General features: G+C 68.2%; 20 protein-coding genes. 4 read left to right on the top strand and 16 right to left on the bottom strand.

Features of this window, described 5'->3' with window-relative positions; translation table 11 throughout:
• Positions 1 to 15: 15 nt before the first annotated feature.
• The 12 genes from AOP72_RS02995 to rpmE form a co-directional block, all read right to left on the bottom strand.
• Positions 16 to 909, bottom strand: a complete 894-nt coding sequence (locus tag AOP72_RS02995; RefSeq protein WP_062132173.1) for a F0F1 ATP synthase subunit gamma — start codon at positions 907 to 909, stop codon at positions 16 to 18.
• Positions 910 to 915: 6 nt separating this feature from the next.
• Positions 916 to 2,550 (bottom strand): F0F1 ATP synthase subunit alpha, encoded by a 1,635-nt coding sequence (atpA, locus tag AOP72_RS02990; protein WP_062132170.1) that lies wholly within the window; start codon positions 2,548 to 2,550, stop codon positions 916 to 918.
• Between the two features lie 45 nt (positions 2,551 to 2,595).
• Positions 2,596 to 3,408 (bottom strand): F0F1 ATP synthase subunit delta, encoded by an 813-nt coding sequence (locus AOP72_RS02985; RefSeq protein ID WP_062132167.1) that lies wholly within the window; start codon positions 3,406 to 3,408, stop codon positions 2,596 to 2,598.
• A gap of 5 nt (positions 3,409 to 3,413) precedes the next feature.
• Positions 3,414 to 3,983 (bottom strand): F0F1 ATP synthase subunit B, encoded by a 570-nt coding sequence (locus AOP72_RS02980; protein ID WP_062132164.1) that lies wholly within the window; start codon positions 3,981 to 3,983, stop codon positions 3,414 to 3,416.
• Positions 3,983 to 4,216, bottom strand: coding sequence for an ATP synthase F0 subunit C (locus AOP72_RS02975; protein ID WP_062132161.1), 234 nt, complete (start codon positions 4,214 to 4,216; stop codon positions 3,983 to 3,985). The genes AOP72_RS02980 and AOP72_RS02975 overlap by 1 nt, the downstream gene beginning before the upstream one ends.
• 54 nt (positions 4,217 to 4,270) lie before the next feature.
• Positions 4,271 to 5,140, bottom strand: a complete 870-nt coding sequence (atpB, locus tag AOP72_RS02970) for a F0F1 ATP synthase subunit A (RefSeq protein ID WP_152650230.1) — start codon at positions 5,138 to 5,140, stop codon at positions 4,271 to 4,273.
• 86 nt (positions 5,141 to 5,226) lie between these two features.
• On the bottom strand, positions 5,227 to 5,643 hold the full coding sequence (locus tag AOP72_RS02965) for a Cg1360 family ATP-synthase-associated protein (RefSeq protein WP_062132158.1): 417 nt from the start codon (positions 5,641 to 5,643) through the stop codon (positions 5,227 to 5,229).
• Positions 5,640 to 6,938 carry an MraY family glycosyltransferase gene (locus AOP72_RS02960; protein WP_084631193.1) on the bottom strand — a complete coding sequence of 433 codons (1,299 nt, stop codon included), beginning with the start codon at positions 6,936 to 6,938 and terminating at the stop codon, positions 5,640 to 5,642. Before AOP72_RS02960 ends, AOP72_RS02965 begins: the two co-directional genes overlap by 4 nt.
• Positions 6,935 to 7,618, bottom strand: a complete 684-nt coding sequence (locus AOP72_RS02955) for an L-threonylcarbamoyladenylate synthase (RefSeq protein ID WP_062136748.1) — start codon at positions 7,616 to 7,618, stop codon at positions 6,935 to 6,937. The genes AOP72_RS02960 and AOP72_RS02955 overlap by 4 nt, the downstream gene beginning before the upstream one ends.
• Before the next feature lie 4 nt (positions 7,619 to 7,622).
• Positions 7,623 to 8,519 carry a peptide chain release factor N(5)-glutamine methyltransferase gene (prmC, locus tag AOP72_RS02950; protein WP_062132155.1) on the bottom strand — a complete coding sequence of 299 codons (897 nt, stop codon included), beginning with the start codon at positions 8,517 to 8,519 and terminating at the stop codon, positions 7,623 to 7,625.
• A gap of 3 nt (positions 8,520 to 8,522) precedes the next feature.
• Positions 8,523 to 9,608 (bottom strand): peptide chain release factor 1, encoded by a 1,086-nt coding sequence (prfA, locus tag AOP72_RS02945; protein WP_062132152.1) that lies wholly within the window; start codon positions 9,606 to 9,608, stop codon positions 8,523 to 8,525.
• 21 nt (positions 9,609 to 9,629) lie between these two features.
• Complete coding sequence (gene rpmE / locus AOP72_RS02940; protein ID WP_062132150.1) at positions 9,630 to 9,836, bottom strand: 50S ribosomal protein L31; 207 nt, start codon at positions 9,834 to 9,836, stop codon at positions 9,630 to 9,632.
• Between the two features lie 650 nt (positions 9,837 to 10,486).
• On the opposite strand from rpmE, the gene AOP72_RS13505 reads away from it, so the two are divergent.
• The 3 genes from AOP72_RS13505 (at position 10,487) to AOP72_RS02920 (ending at position 12,346) form a co-directional block, all read left to right on the top strand.
• On the top strand, positions 10,487 to 11,050 hold the full coding sequence (locus AOP72_RS13505; protein ID WP_062132144.1) for an endonuclease domain-containing protein: 564 nt from the start codon (positions 10,487 to 10,489) through the stop codon (positions 11,048 to 11,050).
• A gap of 88 nt (positions 11,051 to 11,138) precedes the next feature.
• Positions 11,139 to 11,852 carry a hypothetical protein gene (locus tag AOP72_RS02925; RefSeq protein ID WP_062132141.1) on the top strand — a complete coding sequence of 238 codons (714 nt, stop codon included), beginning with the start codon at positions 11,139 to 11,141 and terminating at the stop codon, positions 11,850 to 11,852.
• On the top strand, positions 11,849 to 12,346 hold the full coding sequence (locus tag AOP72_RS02920) for an RNA polymerase sigma factor (RefSeq protein ID WP_062132138.1): 498 nt from the start codon (positions 11,849 to 11,851) through the stop codon (positions 12,344 to 12,346). Before AOP72_RS02925 ends, AOP72_RS02920 begins: the two co-directional genes overlap by 4 nt.
• Before the next feature lie 130 nt (positions 12,347 to 12,476).
• On the opposite strand, the gene rho is transcribed toward AOP72_RS02920, so the two are convergent.
• Positions 12,477 to 14,342, bottom strand: coding sequence for a transcription termination factor Rho (rho, locus tag AOP72_RS02915; protein ID WP_084631853.1), 1,866 nt, complete (start codon positions 14,340 to 14,342; stop codon positions 12,477 to 12,479).
• Between the two features lie 358 nt (positions 14,343 to 14,700).
• On the opposite strand from rho, the gene AOP72_RS02910 reads away from it, so the two are divergent.
• Positions 14,701 to 15,888 (top strand): ROK family transcriptional regulator, encoded by a 1,188-nt coding sequence (locus AOP72_RS02910; RefSeq protein WP_062132124.1) that lies wholly within the window; start codon positions 14,701 to 14,703, stop codon positions 15,886 to 15,888.
• Positions 15,889 to 16,048: 160 nt separating this feature from the next.
• On the opposite strand, the gene AOP72_RS02905 is transcribed toward AOP72_RS02910, so the two are convergent.
• From AOP72_RS02905 to AOP72_RS02895, 3 genes are all read right to left on the bottom strand, one after another.
• Positions 16,049 to 17,050 (bottom strand): sugar phosphate isomerase/epimerase family protein, encoded by a 1,002-nt coding sequence (locus AOP72_RS02905; protein WP_062132121.1) that lies wholly within the window; start codon positions 17,048 to 17,050, stop codon positions 16,049 to 16,051.
• A gap of 33 nt (positions 17,051 to 17,083) precedes the next feature.
• A complete protein-coding gene (locus AOP72_RS02900; RefSeq protein ID WP_062136745.1) occupies positions 17,084 to 18,226 on the bottom strand; it encodes a Gfo/Idh/MocA family protein in 1,143 nt (380 codons plus the stop codon).
• A gap of 113 nt (positions 18,227 to 18,339) precedes the next feature.
• Positions 18,340 to 19,398, bottom strand: coding sequence for a substrate-binding domain-containing protein (locus AOP72_RS02895; RefSeq protein ID WP_062132118.1), 1,059 nt, complete (start codon positions 19,396 to 19,398; stop codon positions 18,340 to 18,342).
• Between the last annotated feature and the right edge of the window lie 164 nt (positions 19,399 to 19,562).

Here is a 19,562-nt window from a genome sequence, read left to right as displayed (position 1 = left end):
GTGTCTCGCTTCCGATCACGAGGCCGCGAGCGCATCGGCGCCCGAGACGATCTCGCTGATTTCCTGGGTGATCTCGGACTGGCGCGCCGTGTTGGCGAGCCGGGTGTACTGACGAATGATGTCCTCGGCGTTGGACACGGCGGTGTTCATCGCGCGCTGACGGCTCGCCAGCTCGGAGGCAGCCGACTGGAGCAGGCAGCTGTAGATGCGTGCCTGGATGTAGCGCGGGAGCAGAGTGTCCAGCACCTCCTCGGCAGAGGGCTCGAACTCGTACAGCGGCTCGACGTCCTCGCCCGGCTCGGCCACACCCTCGACGATCTCCAGCGGCAGCAGGCGGATGACCCGCGGCTCCTGGGTGACCATCGACGTGAAGTGCGTGTAGACGATCTGGATCTCGGAGACGCCGCCGTCCTCGGCCGCCGCAGTGAAGGCTTGGTAGAGCGCATCGGCGATCTCCGTGGCGGTCTCGACCACCGGGGAGTCAGATGCGCCGGTCCACTTGCCCGCGAGCTCGCGGTGACGGAACGAGTAGTACGAGACTGCGCGGCGGCCCGCGACGTACTGCACGACCTCCTTGCCATCCCTCTCCAGGTTCAGCCGGAGCCGCTCGGCCGCGCGGATGGCGTTCGCCGAGTAGGCGCCCGCCATGCCGCGGTCCGCGCTCACCACGAGCACCGCCACCTTGGTGGTGTCGGTGCGCTTGCTGGTGAGCGGGTGATCGACGTCAGAGTGGATCGAGACGGCGCTGATGGCCCGCGTGATGGCCTGCGAGTACGGAGTCGCAGCAGCCACGCGGGCGCGTGCCTTACCGATGCGTGAAGCCGCGATCAGCTCCATCGCACGGAAGATCTTCTTCAGCGACTGAGTCGACCGGATCTTCTGCCGGTAGACGCGCTGCTGTCCGCCCATCGGTCCCTACTTCTTCTTCTTCGCGACGATCTGCTCCTGCTCGACATCGACATCCTCGCCGCTGGGCGTCGAGGAGTCGGTGCTGAGCTCGGTGCCCTCAGATGCGAGGAACGTCGAGAGGTAGTCGTCGATAGCGGCCTCGAGGGCCGTCTCGTTCTCGTCCGACATCTTGCCGGACTCCGCGATGTCCGTGAGCACCGAGGTGCTGCGACGGAGGTGATCGATCAGCTCGCGCTCGAAGCGCAGCACGTCCGCCACAGGGACCTTGTCGAGCTTGCCCTTGGTGCCGGCCCAGATCGACACGACCTGGTCCTCGACCGGGTACGGCGTGTACTGGGGCTGCTTGAGCAGCTCCATGAGGCGCGCACCCCGGGTCAGCTGCTGGCGTGACGCTGCATCGAGGTCGGACGCGAACATCGCGAACGCCTCGAGAGAGCGGTACTGAGCAAGGTCGATCTTCAGCGTGCCGGAGACCTTCTTCATGGCCTTGATCTGCGCCGATCCACCGACCCGCGACACCGAGATGCCGACGTCGATCGCGGGGCGCTGGTTGGCGTTGAAGAGGTCGGACTGCAGGAAGATCTGGCCGTCCGTGATGGAGATGACGTTGGTGGGGATGTACGCCGAGACGTCGTTCGCCTTGGTCTCGATGACCGGCAGACCGGTCATGGAGCCGGCACCCATCTCGTCCGAGAGCTTCGCACAACGCTCCAGCAGACGGGAGTGAAGGTAGAACACGTCACCCGGGTAGGCCTCGCGGCCCGGCGGGCGGCGCAGCAGCAGGGACACCGCACGGTAGGCCTCGGCCTGCTTGGACAGGTCGTCGAAGACGATCAGCACGTGCTTGCCCTGGTACATCCAGTGCTGGCCGATGGCCGAGCCAGTGTACGGGGCGAGGTACTTGAAGCCAGCGGGGTCAGATGCGGGCGACGCCACGATGGTCGTGTACTCGAGGGCGCCTGCCTCTTCGAGAGCGCCACGGACCGCAGCGATCGTCGAACCCTTCTGACCGATGGCCACGTAGACGCAGCGCACCTGCTTGGTGGGATCGCCGGTCTCCCAGTTCTTCTTCTGGTTGATGATCGTGTCGATCGCGATCGCGGTCTTGCCGGTCTGACGGTCGCCGATGATCAGCTGACGCTGTCCACGACCGATGGGGATCATCGCGTCGATGGCCTTGAGACCGGTCTGCAGCGGCTCGTGCACCGACTTGCGCGCCATGACGCCGGGCGCCTGGAGCTCGAGGGCACGGCGGCCGTCGGTCTCGACATCGCCGAGCCCGTCGATGGGGGTGCCCAGCGGGTCCACGACACGGCCGAGGTAGCCATCGCCCACGGGGACGGAGAGGACCTCTCCGGTGCGGTGCACCTCCTGGCCCTCCTCGATGCCCGTGAACTCGCCCAGCACCACGACGCCGATCTCGCGGACGTCAAGGTTGAGCGCAAGGCCGAGGGTGCCGTCCTCGAAGCGCAGCAGCTCGTTCGCCATGCAGCCGGGGAGTCCCTCGACCTGGGCGATGCCGTCGCCGGCGAGGGTCACGTGACCCACCTCTTCACGCACGAAGCCGGTCGGCTCGTACGACTTCACGTAGCTGTCGAGCGCGTCCCGGATCTCGTCGGGACTGATCGTCAACTCAGCCATGTCTCATCTCTCCTGTCACTACCGCGTTCGCGGCTGTAGTCTTCGCTAGCCGACGAGTCGTCGTCGTGCCTCGTCAAGGCGGCTGAGCACAGTGCCGTCCACCACCTCGGAACCAACCTGAACTCGGATGCCGCCCAAGACCTCGGGGTCTACGGCGACGTTGATCTGCATGTCGCGACCGTACGCCTGCTTGAGGATGTCACCCAGCCGGGAGCGCTGCGCGGCGCTCAGCTCGACTGCGGCCGTGACGTTCGCCACCGACCGCCCTCGCCGCGCCGCGGCGATGTCGAGCAGGGCGTTGATCGCAGGGATCAGGCGCCGCCCACGAGGCATGCCGACCACGCGGGTCAGCAGCGCCTGTGTGGTGGGGCGCAGCTTGCCGCCCAGGGTGCCCTCGAGAAGAGCGAGCCGCTGCGCCTTGGTCGCGGACCGGTTGCTCATCGCCACCAGCAGCTCGCGCTCGGCCGTGAGCGCGCGCTCCACGCGGAACAGTTCCTCTTCGACCGCCTCGAGGGTGCCCTGGTGCTCCGCGTAGGAGAACACCGCGACCTCGCCGGCATCGTCGATCGACTCCGCGAGATCGTGCTCGTTGGACCACCGCGCGTTGGCGAAGTCAGCGACCACGGTCACCGCGCGCTCATCGAGCGAGCCGAACAGTCGCCTCACCAGCGTGGCCTTGTCCGCACCCGGGCGCGCCGGGTCCGTCAGCGCACGCCGCAGCGAGCCCGACCGGTCCAGCGTGTCGACCACCGCGAAGAGCTGCTCCGCGATGAGGATGCCGTCCTCGCCTGCCGCAGTGGCCACGGGCTCGAACTCCCGGAGCACCGCTGCACGCGAGGCCTGACTGGTTCCACGCATCGGCGCTATCCCTTCGCCTTGCTGGTGTCCGACACCTGAGCCTCGAGGTCGTCGAGGAAGGAGTCGATGATGCGCTGCTGACGAGCGTCGTCCGCGAGCGACTCGCCGACGATGCGGGACGCGAGCTCGGACGCGAGCGCGCCCACCTCGCCGCGCAGCGACACGATGGCCTGCTGACGCTCCGCATCGATCTGCTTGTGAGCCGTCTGCACCAGACGCTGAGCGTCTTCGGCAGCCGATTCGCGGGTCTCGGCCACGATCTGACCAGCCTCGGCACGCGCGTCCTCGCGGATGCGCGCAGCCTCGGCGCGAGCCTCGGTCAGCTGCTCCGTGTACTCCTCGAGAGCGGCGGCGGCCTCGGCCTGGGCCTGCTCCGCCTTGAGGATCCCGCCCTCGATCTTCTCCGCGCGCTCGTCGAGCACCCGCTGAAGCTTGGGCAGCAGCAGCACCATGAAGACGCCGACGACCACCAGGAAGATGACCGACGACCACAAGATGTCGTAGGCGGCGGGAATCAGCGGGTTGGGGAACTCGCCCTCTTCCGCTGCGTTGACGATCAGGCTGGCCGTAGTCATTAGGCCGTGAAGAGGAATCCGGCGACGAAGCCCAGGAGGGCGAGCACCTCGACGAACGCGACACCGATGAACATGGTGGCGCGCAGCTGGCCGGCGACCTCGGGCTGGCGGGCCATGCCCTCGACCGTCTTGCCGATCAGGATGCCCAGACCGATGCCGGGGCCGAGCGTCGCGAGGCCGTAACCGACCGTGGCGATGTTGCCCGAGAGCTCAGCGAGAGTGGTGGTGTCCACTGTGTTTCCTTCCGTTGATGCGACGCCGCTACGGTGCCGCAGGTCATGTGGGGTTTAGTGCTCTTCCTCGACAGCCATCGTGATGTACACCGAGGACAGCATGACGAAGACGTAGGCCTGGAGGGCCGAGACGAATACTTCGAACAGGGTGAAGGCGAGGCCCGCGATCAGCGTGACCGATCCCACGGCCTTGAGCGCCAGCGCCGCCTCGAAGAACAGGTACTGGGTGGCCGCGAAGCAGAGCACCAGCAGGAGGTGGCCGGCCATCATGTTCGCCGCGAGTCGCAGCGCCAGCGTGGCAGGCCGCAGGATGAACACCTGCAGGAACTCGATGGGCGTCAGGAGGATGTAGATCGGCTTGGGAACACCCGCGGGGAACAGGCTGGTCTTCAGGTACCCGCCGAAGCCATGCTGCTTGATGCCCACGGTGAGGTACAGGACGTAGACCCACAGCGCCATGATGATCGGCAGGCCGATCAGGGCGGTGCCCGGCATGTTGATGAACGGGATCACGCCGGTGATGTTGAACGCGAAGACCGCGAGGAAGAGGGTGGCGAGGAACGGCAGGAACCGCTTGGCGTTCTCCTTGCTCATCACCTGCTCGACGATCTGGACGAGCACGAAGTCGAGCAGCATCTCCACGAGGGACTGGCCGCGCGTGGGAATCACGGTGGCGCGACGGGCCACAAGCCAGAAGATCAGGATCAGGACGGCAGCGGCGATGACGCGCGCCAGCATGATCCGGTTGAACTCGAAGAACGTTCCCTCGCCGAACAGCGCCGGGGGGAAGAACTCGCCCACCGTCGGGGCGTGGAAGCCGTCAGAGTAGAACAGCCATCCGAAGAAGCCGCTGGCGGAGCCGGGCTCGTCGGCAGCGAGCTCGGAAGCGGCCTCCGTGGCCGCATCCAGGGCTAGATTCGCCACAGAATTATCTCCTGGTGTCGTGAAGCAAGCGCGGGCTGGCCGCCGAGTAAGCCGGGACCGTGATGCCCCAGAATCCTAACGCATCCTCACTCGGCATTCGAACTCGGATCGACATACGGGATGCGTCCCGCCCGCATCGCCCACATGTCGATCGCGAGAGTGGCGACCACCCCCGCGAGTGCGAACCCCGCGAGCAGGCCCCGATGGAAGCTGTCGATGCTGCCGAGAGCGACGAGCGCGATCACGATGAGGAGCATCTTCAGCAGCCACGAGCCGCCGATGTACGCGGCCATGATGTGCGGCGCCTGACGGTGGCCGAGGAGCATCGCGACCTGCGTGGTGATGCCCGACAGCGCTGCCACGGCGACGCCGGCCTCCGCGGCGAGCACCCCCGCACCCCCGTCGACCCACAGCCCCACGGGGACGGCGATGATCGCGAGCGCGAGAACGGCGACGGCCGTCGCGCGCAGGGCGCGACGGTAGGTGGCGGTCTCTTCGTTCATGGGGTCTCCCTCGTCGGGGTGGAGTGACGGTCAGTGGTCTGGTGGACGGCGTCCTGGCCGCTGTCGGGACGAGCGGCCGATGCGGGGGCGGGTTCGTCTCCCTCGGCGCCCTCGCGGTCAGGGTCGCGGTGCCGGTCGTGGTGGCCTTCGGGGGTGAGCCGCTGGAGAGGCTTGGCGCGTTCCCCCGCCGCCCGCCAGACGCGTGACAGCGCGCGTCGCAGGGGCGGCGAGAACGTGAGCAGGCTCGAGAGGATGAAGGCGGTGCCGATCAGCACGAACGCGCCTCGCGCGGGAAGGAACACCAGAGACACGGTGCCGAAGGACAGCACTGCGGTCCAGAGGTACAGCACGCTCACAGCCCATCGATGCGAGTGGCCGGTGCGCAGCAGCACGTGGTGCAGGTGGTGCGCGTCCGGCATGAACGGCGACTGACCGCGGAGCAGGCGCCTCACGACCGCGAGAGTCATGTCCACCAGCGGGACCGCGATCACCATGAGTGGCAGCACGATGGGGATGAAGGCCGGGATGCGCTCGCGCTCCGAGACGACCTCCGGGTCGATCTGCCCGGTCACCACGATGGCGGCGCCGGCGATCGTGAGACCCAGCACCATCGAGCCCGAGTCGCCCATGAAGATGCGCGCCGGGTTGAGGTTGTGAGGCAGGAAGCCGAGACACGCGCCCACGAGCACGGCGAGGATCAGCGTCGCGAGGGACGAGTAGTCGCCCGGCGAGGCCGATCGCGCGAGCACGTAGGTGTACGTCAGGAACGCGGCCCCACCGATGGCGACCATTCCGGCCGCCAGCCCGTCGAGGCCGTCGACGAAGTTGACGGCGTTCATCGCGACCACCACCACGATCACGGTGGCCGCGAGCGACAGGTAGGAACTGCCGATTGTCAGGCCGGCGATCGGCACGGTGACCAGCTGCACGCCGCTCCAGGCCATGATCAGAGCCGCGAGCACCTGGCCGGCGAGCTTGGCCATCCAGTCCAGGTCCCAGATGTCGTCGGCCATGCCGAGCGCGCACACGAGCGCGGCTCCGCCCAGCACCCCCCACGCGGCGCCCGACGCCTCGAAGACGGGCTGAAGGAACGGGATGTTCTGGGCGATCACGACGCCGGCCGCCAACCCCAGGAAGATCGCGAGTCCTCCGAGCCTCGCCGTGGGCGTGGCGTGCACGTCCCGCGCTCGCACGGCGGTCACCGCGCCCACACGGAACGCCAAGTGCCGCATGGCGGGGGTCGCCGCATATGCGACGATCGCGGCGATCGCCATCAGGGTGAGATAGACCTTCACCCGTCGGGCTCGCCTTCGACCTGCGGCTCGGGCGCGAACGACTCGGCACCCGCGATCTCGATGAGCCGCGCGCGTGGCACGCCCCCGTCGCGCACCACCCGGAGTCCCGCCGGATCCGTGGCGTCGACGATGGTCGAGGCCGTGCCAAGCGGACTGTCGCCACCGTCGAGATACACCGCGACGGCGTCTCCGAGCTGGTCTCTCGCACCTTCGGCCGTGGTGGCGGCGGGCTGACCCGTGAGGTTGGCGCTCGTCACCGCCAGGGGTCCAGTACGCCGCAGCAGCGCGAGCGCGGCGCCGTGGTCTGGCTGCCGGAGAGCGACCGTCCCGTGGGTCTCGCCAAGGTCCCAGGCGAGCGACGGCTGGGCGTGGACGATGACCGTGAGGGCCCCCGGCCACAACTGCTCCATGAGCGCTCGCGCAGGAGCGGGAACGTCGCGTGCGAGGCCGTCGACCGTGCGCACGTCGGGAATCAGGACGGGAGGAGGCATCTGGCGTCCTCGACCCTTGGCCGCGAGAACCGCCACCACTGCCGTCGGTTGGAACGCATCCGCCCCGACCCCGTAGACGGTGTCGGTCGGCAGCACGACGACGGCACCGCGCTGCACCGCGTCGACGGCGGCGTCCAGGCTCGGTCCCCAGGTGGCGGGATCAAAGCAGGGGTAGATCACGGGATTCAGTGTGTCAGACGCCCACACGGGTAGCGATGAGCATCCGATCGCGTCCGTTCAGGTCCTGCTCCGTACGCGCATCGGCCCAGAACTCGGAGCGCTGGACGAAGGCGCGCAGCGCAGGACCCTGGTCGTCACCGTGCTCCATGATCAGCGTGCCACCCACGCGCAACAGGCGTGCCGCCTCGTCGATGATGGCGCGCGGCAGGTCCAGGCCGTCCTTGCCCATCCCGTAGAGCGCCTCGGGCGGGTCGTAGTCGCGCACCTCGGGGTCTCGGGGGACGCCGTCCGGAGGGATGTACGGCGGGTTCGTGACGACGACGTCGGCGCAGCCATCGAACAGGTGCAGACAGCGCCTCGCGTCGCCGAGCACGGTGCGCACCCGCGGCCGCACGTCGGCCGGCATGAATCGGGCGTTGAGTCGCAGGTACACGAGGGCACCCTCGCTCGCCTCGAGCATGGTCACCTCGGCGTGCTCGACCTCGCTCGCGATCGACAGTCCGATGGCGCCGGACCCTGAGCACAGATCCGTCACGCGGACGCGGCCGTCGCGGTTTGGCCTGGCAGCTCGCGCCGCGTCGATGGCGGCCTGCGCGACGGTCTCCGTCTCGGGGCGCGGGATGAACACGCCGTCGCCCACCTGCAGCTCGAGGTCGCGGAAGTACGCCGTGCCGGTGATGTGCTGCAGGGGCTCGCGGCCCATGCGACGCTCCACGCGCGCCTCGAGCAGATCGAAGTCGAGCGGATCCTCGGGCCAGTGATCGTCGCGGGCGGCGGCGGTGCGCACCTCGCCGCGAGACCAGCCGAACGTATGGGCGATCAGGGCGACGGCATCGGCCTCAGGAGAAGGCACCCCGGCCTCCGCGAGGCGCGACGCAATACCGCGCAACCGCGCGCCAACGCTGGGCATCAGTCAGTCTCCGTGGGCTTCGAGTCGGGCGGCCTCGTCTGCATCGATCGCGGACTGCACCACGGGGCCGAGGTCCCCGGACAGCACGTGGTCGAGGTTGTAGGCCTTGTACCCCGTGCGGTGATCCGCGATGCGGTTCTCGGGGTAGTTGTAGGTGCGGATGCGCTCGGAGCGGTCCACCGTGCGGACCTGGGACTTGCGGATGTCCTGAGCCTCCGCATCGGCCGCCTCCTTCTGCGCGGCGAGAATCCGCGCGCGCAGGATCCGCATGGCTGACTCCTTGTTCTGGAGCTGGCTCTTCTCGTTCTGGCAGCTCACCACGATTCCTGTGGGCTCGTGCGTGAGCCGGACGGCGGAGTCGGTGGTGTTGACGGACTGGCCTCCAGGGCCCGAGGAGCGGTACACGTCGACGCGGACGTCGTTCATGTCGATCTGCACCTCCTCGACGGTCTCCACCTCGGGGTAGACCAGCACGCCGGCGGCTGAGGTGTGGATGCGGCCCTGCGACTCGGTGGCGGGCACGCGCTGCACGCGGTGGACGCCGCCCTCGTACTTGAGGTGAGCCCACACGCCGTTCTCCGGGTCGACGGCGCCCTTGGCCTTGATCGCCACTGAGATGTCCTTGAACCCGCCCATGTCGGTGGGGGTGGCCTCGAGGACCTCGGCCTGCCATCCGCGCGACTCGGCGAACTTGAGATACATCTTGAGTAGGTCGCCCGCGAACAGCGCCGACTCCTCGCCGCCCTCGCCGGACTTGATCTCGAGGATCACGTCGCGGGAGTCGTCGGGGTCGCGCGGAATCAGGATGCGCCGGAGCTTCTCGGTGGCGTCCTCCGCTGCCTGCTCGAGAGCGGGCACCTCGGCGGCGAACTCGGGGTCCGCATCGGCCATGCCGCGGGCGGCTTCGAGATCCTCCTGCGCGGACTCCCAGGCCCGATGCGCAGCGACGACGCGGCCGAGCTCCGCAAAGCGACGCCCGAGTTTGCGCGCGCGCCCGGCGTCCGCATGGACGTCAGGTTGCGAGAGCTGATGCTCGATATCGGCGTACTCGTCCAGCAGAGGCAGGACGGCAGCGAAGGCTTCGGCCACGTCGTCTCGAAGCTTGTCGGACTACTTGTTCCCGTAGCGCTTCTCGAAGCGGGCCACGCGGCCGCCGGTGTCGAGAATCTTCTGCTTGCCGGTGTAGAACGGGTGGCACGCCGAGCAGACCTCGACGCTGATGGCGCCGGACTTCACGGTGGACATGGTCTCGAACGTGGAACCGCAGGTGCACGTGACAGTGGTGGCCACGTACTCGGGGTGAATATCCTTCTTCATGAATCTCCCTTTGAGATGCCTCCGGGTCCTCGCGCGTACTTCGCGGTCGGTGAACCGGACGGCCAGCGGTCTATTCTGCCACGTCCGTGCGCGCGAGGCCACTTGCCTGCCGTCCGCCCTGAGCCGAACCGCCGCACCCGCCCTCCCTACGCGCTCTGGAGGGACATGAGTGCACGATCCGGCCGCGATCCGGCGTCCATGTCCCTCCAGAGCGCATGGACGATCCACAAAGGCGCTGCTGCCCGCTTCCCTCAACGACACACCACCGCTCAGATGCCTTCATGCGTCCCATTCCAGACCTCGTCCGACTCAGCGACGAACTCCCCGTCTTCCTCTCCGCGAATGTCCACGCATTCAGCCGAGCGGATCTGCTTGGGCGCTGGACGAGGACGGCACTCGAACGCGCCGTGGCGGAAGGCAACGCAAGGCGCGTTCTGCCCGGGGTGTATTGCGGCGCCGCTCATCAGACCGTCGCGCTGGTGCGCGGTGAGGCCTTGAACCTCTGGCATCCCGCCGGGCTCGTCTCCGGGCCACTCGCTCTGCACCTGTACGCGGAGGTGCTGCCTGCTCCCCCGCTTGCCCACGTCCGTGTGATCGATGGCTTTCGTCCCCGCGTTCCCCCCTGGGTTCGGTGCCTCCAAGGAGGGCCGATGCGGGCGCGCGGCCTTCCGCAAGGCGTCTCGTGCACCGTGCCCGAGCGAGCGCTCCTCGACGCGTGGCGGTACGCGGCCCCGGCTGACCGTCGCAACCTCCTCTACGAGGCGCTGTGGGCGCGGGTCTGCACGTGGCAGGCGCTGGCGCGCGAGTCGGCCAGGTCCCCGCGCGTCGCTGGAAGGCGAGATCTCGACAGAGTCCTCCGCTGGTTCAAGGAGGGAGCAACCTCTCCCCTCGAGGTGCGCGCCAAGCACGAGACGTTCGCCGATGCGCGTTTTCGCGACTTCGAGTGGCAAGCGGACCTTCGCCTGGCTTCGCGGCGTGCAACCGTCGACATGCTCCACCGTGCGGCCAAGGTGGTGGTCGAGCTCGACGGCGACCTTTACCACTCGGCGCGTGAGGCGCGCGATCACGACCGTGACCGACAGAACGACTTGGCGGAGGCGGGCTACCTCACCGTCCGGCTTGGGTGGGACGACATCGTGCGCCGCCCTGAGAGAAGCCGCCAACGGGTCCTGGCCGTCGTCGCCGGTCGCCTATCGCGTCCTGGAGGGACATGAGTGCCGGAATACAGCCGGATCCTGCACTCATGTCCCTCCAGCGAGCACGGGGCGCGGACACTTCGGAACCGATCTGGCATGAGAGAGCATGAACACATCACCGATGAATGACCTCGACGACATCCTCGCGCGCTCGGCTCCGCCCTCCACCTCAGACGGACCCGGGCTCGAATCAGCGATCACCCTTCTCGTTCACGAGGCAAGAACGGCCGCGCCCCGACGCTCTGCATGGAAGCGCCGCGCGGCACTTGGTGCGGGTGCGCTTGCGGTCATCGGCCTCGGTGGAGCCGGTGCCGTGGCCGTGCTGCCCGACCGTCCCGTCACCGATGATCCCTACATGCTCACCGCTGAACAGTGGAAGGCGATGCCCGCGCACATCGAGTGGGTCTACACCGATGCTGACGGCTATCGCTGTGCGATGCGGCTGGTGGGCTTCAACCTCACGGAACGCCAAACCGCGGAGATCCGGTCACGGCTCAGCGAACCCGAGGCGTTGCTGGCGGCCGATGGCGGCGCTGTGCGCGAGGAGTCCCTCACCGAGTACGACGAGAACGAGAACAAGCAGGAGATCGCGGACCGCTCGACGTGGGAATCGTGGATCGACGCCGCCTACGACGAGGTGGCACGTCTGGACCTCGCCGCTGGCACTGCCGAACTCGACGGCGTCCCGATGACGTCGACGCACGCGAATGAGACCTTCGACCACGCCTACGCCCGCGTGATCCTTGACGGCCTCGAGTCCGACATCGTGGACCCGTTCCGTGATCTCGTCCCCGACAGCGCGTGCGAGGTGGGCAAGTGACCGCCGGCGACGGCGCCCTTGCCGATGCGCTGAGCGAGCACGGCGCAGACATCCTCCGCTATCTCCAGAGGCGAGAGCCTGATCAGGCCGCGGACCTCCTGGGAGAGACGATGCTGGTCGCCTGGCGACGTCGCGACGATGCGCCGTCCGATCGAGCTGAACTGCGCCCCTGGCTCTTCGGCATCGCACGCATGAGCCTACGAGGCTACGGCCGCGACACGCGACGCGGCCTGCGGCTCGTCGAGAAGGTCTCCGCGCACGCCCCGATCCCGTCGGAACCAGACGACGCGCTAGCGATGGACGTCCGACGAGCTGTCGCAACGCTTCCGGACAATCAGCGCGAACTCGTGGAGCTCGTTCACTGGGAGAGCATGACCCTCGCCGACGCAGCGACAGTGGTGGGCGTCAACGCTTCGACCGCCCGCGGCCGGTACGCGAGAGCGAGGCACGCACTGGAAGCGAGGCTCGCATCGGCCATCGGCGGCGTGCCCTAGTACTAGCCGGGCACCCTGGAGGGACTTGAGTGCAGGATTCTGCGCAAGAACTGCACTCAAGTCCCTGTAGCGCGCAGGGGCAGAGCGGGACGGACGGCCGATGCCGGGCCTTCGTGCGTGAGCGAACCGCTTACTTCGAGGTGAGCTCGTTCTCGCCATTCTTGTCCGGCGTGGTCTTGGCGACCTGCATCAGGAACTCGGCGTTCGTCTTGTGGTCCCTGAGCCTGCCCAGCAGCAGCTCGGTCGCGGCGACGGACTCCAGCCCGGACAGCACGCGGCGGAGCTTCCACATGACCTTGAGCTCCTCGGTCGAGACCAGGATCTCCTCGCGGCGCGTGCCGGACGAGTTCACGTCCACGGCCGGGAAGATGCGGCGGTCGGCAAGCTGACGCGACAGGCGCAGCTCCATGTTGCCGGTGCCCTTGAACTCCTCGAAGATCACCTCGTCCATCTTGGAACCGGTGTCGACCAGCGCCGTGGCGAGAATGGTCAGCGAGCCGCCGTGCTCGATGTTGCGCGCGGCGCCGAAGAACTTCTTGGGCGGGTACAGCGCGGCACTGTCCACACCACCGGAGAGGATGCGGCCCGATGCGGGGGCGGCCAGGTTGTAGGCGCGGCCCAGGCGGGTGATGCCGTCGAGAAGCACCACGACATCCTGACCCAGCTCGACCAGGCGCTTGGCCCGCTCGATCGCGAGTTCCGCCACCTGGGTGTGGTCAACCGCCGGGCGGTCGAATGTCGAGGCGATGACCTCGCCCTTGACGGAGCGCTGGAAGTCGGTGACCTCCTCGGGACGCTCGTCCACGAGCACCACCATCAGGTGAACCTCAGGGTTGTTCGCGCTGATCGCGTTCGCGATGGACTGCATCACGAGCGTCTTGCCCGCCTTGGGCGGCGACACGATGAGGCCACGCTGGCCCTTACCGATGGGCGCGACGATGTCGATCACCCGGTTGGTGAGGTTGCGGGTCTCGGTCTCGAGGTGCAGACGCTCCTGGGGGTACAGCGGAGTGAGGTCGCCGAACTCCCTGCGGGTCTTGGCCTCCTCGGGGCTGACCCCGTTGACCGTGTCGACCGTCGCGAGCGCGTTGAACTTCTGTCGCTGGCCGCGCTCGCCCGGGCGGGGCGGGCGGACAGTGCCCGTCATGGCGTCACCCTTGCGCAGGCCGTACTTGCGGACCTGGTTCATGGAGACATACACGTCGGACTTGCCTGCCAAGTACCCCGTGGTGCGGATGAAGGCGTACGAGTCGAGCACGTCGACGATGCCGCCCACGGGGCTCAGCTCCTCGTCGTCACGGGCGTCGTCCTCGTCGAAGCGGCCCTGGGGCTCGTTGCTGGCGCCTCCGGTGGTGCTGCCGCCGCGCTCGTCGCGGTTGCGGCCACGCCCACGGCCACGGCCACGGCGCCGACGGCCACCGCGCTCGTCATCGTCATCGTTGTTGTGGCGGTTGTCGTTGCCGCGGTCATTGCGATCACGGTTGTCGTTGCCGCGGTCGTTGCGGTCGCGGTTGTCGTTGGAGGTGCGGTCGTTGTTGCGACCCCCACGGCCCTCGCCCTTGGACGAGTCGTCCTCGGACCGGGCATTGCCTGCGGACTGCACGGCCTCGGCGGCGCGACGGGCGCGCTCGTCGCGCTCCGCGTCGGTCTCGCTCTTCGAGCCGCGGTCACCTCGACCGCGACGCTGCCCGGCTGACTGCTGGCCAGAGGGCTGATCGGCGCCCGACCGCTGACCGTCGGACGCGGACCGCTCGGAGGACTGAGAGCTGTCGCTGCCCTGACCCTCCGCAGGGACGTCGATCTCCGAGGACTTCTGCTGACCGCGGCCGTGACCGCGTTCAGTGTCGTTCTTGGGCGCATCCGGGGCGGGGGCGTCGGCCTTGGAAGGCACGGCTCCACCGTTGTTGATCGCCTCCACGAGGTCGCTCTTTCGCATCTTCTTGACGCCAGATACTCCGAGCTCGGAGGCGAGTGCCTGCAACTGAGGGAGTTTCATGGCGCTGAGGGCCGCGCCCTTATCGGGGCCGGCCACGGTGGTGTCTGTCACTGAAGAATCCTTCCCTCGCACGAGCCCATCTGGCTCTTGAACAGTGCGAGATACTCCCATGCGGCGGGGATGCGCATACGCCATCGTTCGCGAACGCCTGAATGATATGGGATTGCTATCCGCCGGGGCCGGTTGCCGTCCGGGGGAAGCAACGCCCACGCTACCACCGCAGGGGCACTGTCTCAAATATCTCGTATCCGAGAATCGGTCGTGGCCCGTACGCCGCCACCGCACAAGTGGCGAGGTAACGACGGCCCAAGACCAAAGTCGCGACTCTTATGCCGTCACGCCACGATAAGATACGACCATGGTCGACGTAAAGGCACAGGACTCGTTGGGCGACTCCCCCACGACGGACCTCTTCCAGATTCTTCGCGACGGTCGCGCGCGCACTCGGTCAGAGCTCGCGAGCATCACGGGGCTGGCGCGTTCCACGGTCGCTGCGCGAGTCGACTCGCTCGTCAAGCTCGGGCTCGTGTCGCCGGTCGGCGATGCCGTCTCCACCGGTGGGCGGCCGTCGAGCCAGTTCGCCATCAACTCGTCCGGCCGCGTCGTCCTCGGCGTCGACATCGGCGCGTCACACGCCCGCATCGCCATCGCGGACCTCAGCGGCGCCCTGCTGGGACAGGACTCGGTCGCGATGGAGGTCGCCGAGGGGCCTGAAGCCGTGCTGGGCTGGGTCGCGACCGCCGCCACCGAGCTCCTCGCCGCCCATGGCGCCACCGACGGCCTGCTCGCGATCGGCGTCGGCCTCCCGGGGCCAGTGGAGCACTCGAGCGGGCTGCCCATCGACCCGCCGATCATGCCCGGCTGGGACCGCTACGACGTGCCTCAGCACCTGGGCCAACGGTTCGGCGTCCCGGTGCTGGTGGACAACGACGTGAACATCATGGCGCTCGGCGAACGCGACATGTCGTGGCCGGGTGTCGACCACTTCATCTTCGTGAAGGTCGCGACCGGCATCGGCTCGGGCGTGATCTCCGGCGGCTACCTGCAGCGCGGAGCACAGGGCATCGCCGGCGACATCGGACACGTCTACGTTCCCAGCGGCAAGGACGTGGTGTGCCGATGCGGAAACTTCGGCTGCCTCGAGGCGATCGCCGCGGGGCCCGCCATCGCGCGCCAGCTGCGCGAGAGCGGCCTCGAGGTCGAGACCAGCGCCGATGTCGCCGCCCTGGTCAAGGGGGGCAACACCACTGCGATCCAGGCGGTGCGAGAGGCCGGCCGTCTCATCGGCGAGGTCCTCACCACGTGCGTCAGCCTCATCAATCCCGCAGTGATCGTGCTCGGCGGCTCGATCGCTCACGCCGGAGAGCACCTGCTCGCGGGCGCCCGCGAAGTGATCTACACACGGTCGATGCCACTCGCGACCGGCAACCTGCAGATCGCGCAGTCCCGGTCAGGCGCGAACGCCGCGATCCAGGGCGCGAGCATGCTCGCGATCCACCACGCCCTCTCTCCCGAACGCGTCGACGCGATGCTCGGCGGCCGCTGACCTGCACGACCGCCGCCGTGCGCTCGGAGGGACATGTCAGCCGGCCGATGCGCGCCGCACGGCGGAGCCCGAGGCGCACCCCTCGCATCGGCCACACCCGGCATTGACGAAGCACGGCCCCCGCGCCGGAGCGCGAGGGCCGTGCTGAGAATACGGAGCGTCAGTCCTTCGAGCTGAACGCCGCATCGAAGGCGGCGTCCGGCGCGTCGAAGGCGAGGCGACGCACGAACTCAAGCGCCTCGGGGGCGCCCACGAGGCGGTCCATGCCCGCGTCCTCCCACTCCACCGACAGCGGGCCGTCGTAGCCGATGGCGTTGAGCATCCGGAACGCGTCCTCCCACGGCACGTCGCCGTGACCGGTGGAGATGAAGTCCCAACCGCGCCGCGGGTCCGCCCACGCGAGATGAGAGGACAACCGACCGTTGCGGCCGTTGAGTCGCTTCTTGGTGTCCTTGCAGTGCACGTGATAGATGCGGTCCTGGAAGTCCCACAGGAAGCCCACCGGGTCGAGGTCCTGCCACACCATGTGGCTCGGGTCCCAGTTGAGGCCGAACGACTCCCGGTGACCCATCGCCTCGAGGGTGCGCTTGGCCGTCCAGTAGTCGTAGGCGATCTCGCTCGGGTGGACCTCGAGCGCGAACCGCACGCCCTCCTCCTCGAACACGTCCATGATGGGGTTCCAACGGTCCGCGAAGTCCTGGTAGCCGGCCTCGACCATGTCGGCCGGCACCGGCGGGAACATCGCGACCGTCTTCCATATCGACGAGCCCGTGAACCCCACGACGGTGCTGACGCCGAGTCGCGAGGCCATGCGAGCAGTGTCCTTCATCGCCTCAGCGGCGCGCTGACGCACACCCTCAGGATCGCCGTCGCCCCACACCTGCGGAGACAGGATCTCCTGGTGGCGGCGGTCGATTGGGTCGTCGCACACCGCCTGGCCGGTGAGGTGGTTCGAGATCGCGACGATGCGCAGTCCATGACGCTCCATGAGGTCGAGACGACCCTGGACGTACTCCGCGTCGTCCCACCGGGTCACGTCGACGTGGTCGCCCCAGCAGGCCAGCTCGAGGCCGTCATAGCCCCACGCGGCCGCGAGCTCCGCGACCTGATCGAGGGGAAGGTCGGCCCACTGGCCGGTGAACAGGCTGATCGGTCGTGCCATGTCATTGTCCTTTCATCACTCGAAGACGCACGACTACTCTGTCGCGGTCCATGCGCTGCCGTCATTCGCGCTGCGCTCGACTGCGCCGAGCACCCGCTGGACCTGATAGCCATCTGCGAAGGACGGCGTGGGCTGTGAGCCCGACGCGAGCGCCTCCACGAGGTCCTTCACCTGGTGGGAGAAGCCGTGCTCATAGCCGAGCATGTGTCCCGGGGGCCACCACGCCTCCATGTACGGGTGATCCGCCTCCGTCACGTAGATGCGGGTGAAACCCTGCTCGGTCCCGGGAGCCGTGGCGTCGTAGTACTGCACCGCGTTCATATCCTCGAGGTCGAACAGCACCGCGCCCTTGTCTCCCGCCACCTCGACGCGCAGCGCGTTCTTGCGGCCGGTGGCGAAGCGGGTCGCCTCGAAGGAGCCCAAGGCCCCTGAGTCGAAGCGCCCCGAGAAGGCGGCGTAGTCGTCGACGGTCACGGGTCCCCGCTCGGCGCCGGCCGAGCCGGACAGTCCGTGGCCCTCCGCGAGGACGGGTCGCTCCTTGACGAAGGTCTCCATGACGCCGGAGACCTCGGTGAGGCTCAGCCCGGTGATGAACTGCGCGAGGTCGACGGCGTGGGCACCGATGTCTCCGAGCGCGCCCGATCCGGCCTTGGACTTGTCCATGCGCCACGTGAGCGGCGCCTCGGGGTCGGAGAGCCAGTCCTGGAGGTACTGCGCGCGCACCTGGCGCACGGTGCCGACGGCTCCGCGCGCCACCAGGTCGCGAGCAAAGCTCGCGGCCGGCACGCGCCGGTACGTGAAGCCCACCATGGCAAGCACGCCATGATCAGCGGCCGATGCGGCAGCGTCGGCCATGCGACGCGCCTCGTCGACGGTGTTGGCCAGCGGCTTCTCGCAGATCACGTGCTTTCCCGCCTCGAGGGCGGCGATCGCCATGTCGCAATGCAGGTGCCCCGGCGTGACGATGTCGACGATGTCGATGTCGTCTCGCTCGAGAACGGCGTCGAAGTCCTGCGACGCCTCCGCCCACCCCCACTTCTGGGCGAGGGCGGCGTTCTTGTCGGGATCCCGGCCCACCATGACGGTCATCTGGGGATCGACCGGCAGGTCGAAGAAGCGGGGGGCGGTCCTCCACCCCTGGGAGTGTGCGGCGCCCATGAATCCATTGCCGATCATGGCGACGCGCATCGGCGCGGGCATTGTGCTCTCGCTTTCTTTCGTGAAGTGGGTGGCGGAGACGGTCGGCACGGTGGCCGCCCCGGGGAGGGCGGCCACCGCACCTCAGGCGATCAGGACTCGAACCCGATCTCCATGTACTGGTCCACGTTCTCCGCCGTCACGACCGGCGCATCGAGAACGATGCGGCGCGGAACTCCGGGGGAGGCCAGGTCGCCGAGGTCGGCGTTCTGGGCCAGGAGACGGGCGAGCGCGATGCCGTCAGCCGCCTGGGTGGACGGGTAGATGACCGTCGCCTTGAGCACGCTGTCACCCGACTTGATCGCCTCCATGGCGTTCGACGAACCGGCGCCGCCCACCATGAAGAACTCGTCGCGTCCAGCCTCATCGATCGCCGCGAGGACGCCGATGCCCTGGTCGTCGTCGTGGTTCCAGATCGCGTCGATCTCCGGGTTGGCCGAGAGCAGCTGTGCCGTGACCTCCTGGCCGCCGGCGATCGTGAAGTCCGCCGCGACGCGCGGCCCCACGCTCAGGCCGCAATCGGCGAGTGCGTCGCTGAACCCCTGCGACCGGTCAGTGGTCAGCTGCAGGGAGTCGATGCCGGCGATCTCGCCGATCACTGCATCCGACTGACCCTCGAGCTCGCCGCAGATGTACTCGCCCGCGCTCACGCCCATGCCGTAGTTGTCACCCAGGATCGTGACCCGGGCGGCATCGTTGGACGAGAACTCGCGGTCGACGTTGACGACCGGCACGCCTGCGTTCATCGCATTGATCGCGGCTTCGGTGAGTGCGGCGCCGTCCGTGGGGAGCAGGACGATGACGTCAACGCCCTCGTTGACGAACGTCTCGACCTGGCTGATCTGCAGATTCGGGTCGTTGGTGCCTTCGGCCACACGGAGCTCGACGTCGTCGTACCCGTCGGCCTGCGCGATGGCGGCGGAGTTGATGGCACCGAGCCAGCCGTGGTCGGCGGCGGGGCCAGAGAAGCCGATCACGACCGTCTCGCCGGAGCCGCCCTCGTCTGCCTCGGTGGTCTCTTCGCCGCCGGCCTCGTCTTCGGTGTCGCCGTTGTCGGCGTCAGAGCTGCAACCAGCCAGCAGTGCCACGCCCGCGAGCGCCGCCCCGGTGGTGGCCATCATCCGCAGTCGCTTGGAGCGGAATGCGTACATGGGTTCCTCCTCGATAGGTCACTGTCGTCATTGCCAGTGAGTAGGGGGGCACGCCTGCCGGGGATCGCGATGCGACGCGGCTGCTTGTCCACACTGACCAGGCCAACGTAGCAGAAGTGATCGCCACGTAGGCAACTTATGTCACCTCATCGTCATAACGGTTT

This window comes from Demequina aestuarii (assembly GCF_000975095.1).
GTDB classification, from domain to species: Bacteria; Actinomycetota; Actinomycetes; order Actinomycetales; family Demequinaceae; genus Demequina; species Demequina aestuarii.
The sequence above is the reverse complement of the archived record's forward strand: the minus strand, read 5'-3'. Positions and strand labels throughout refer to the sequence as shown.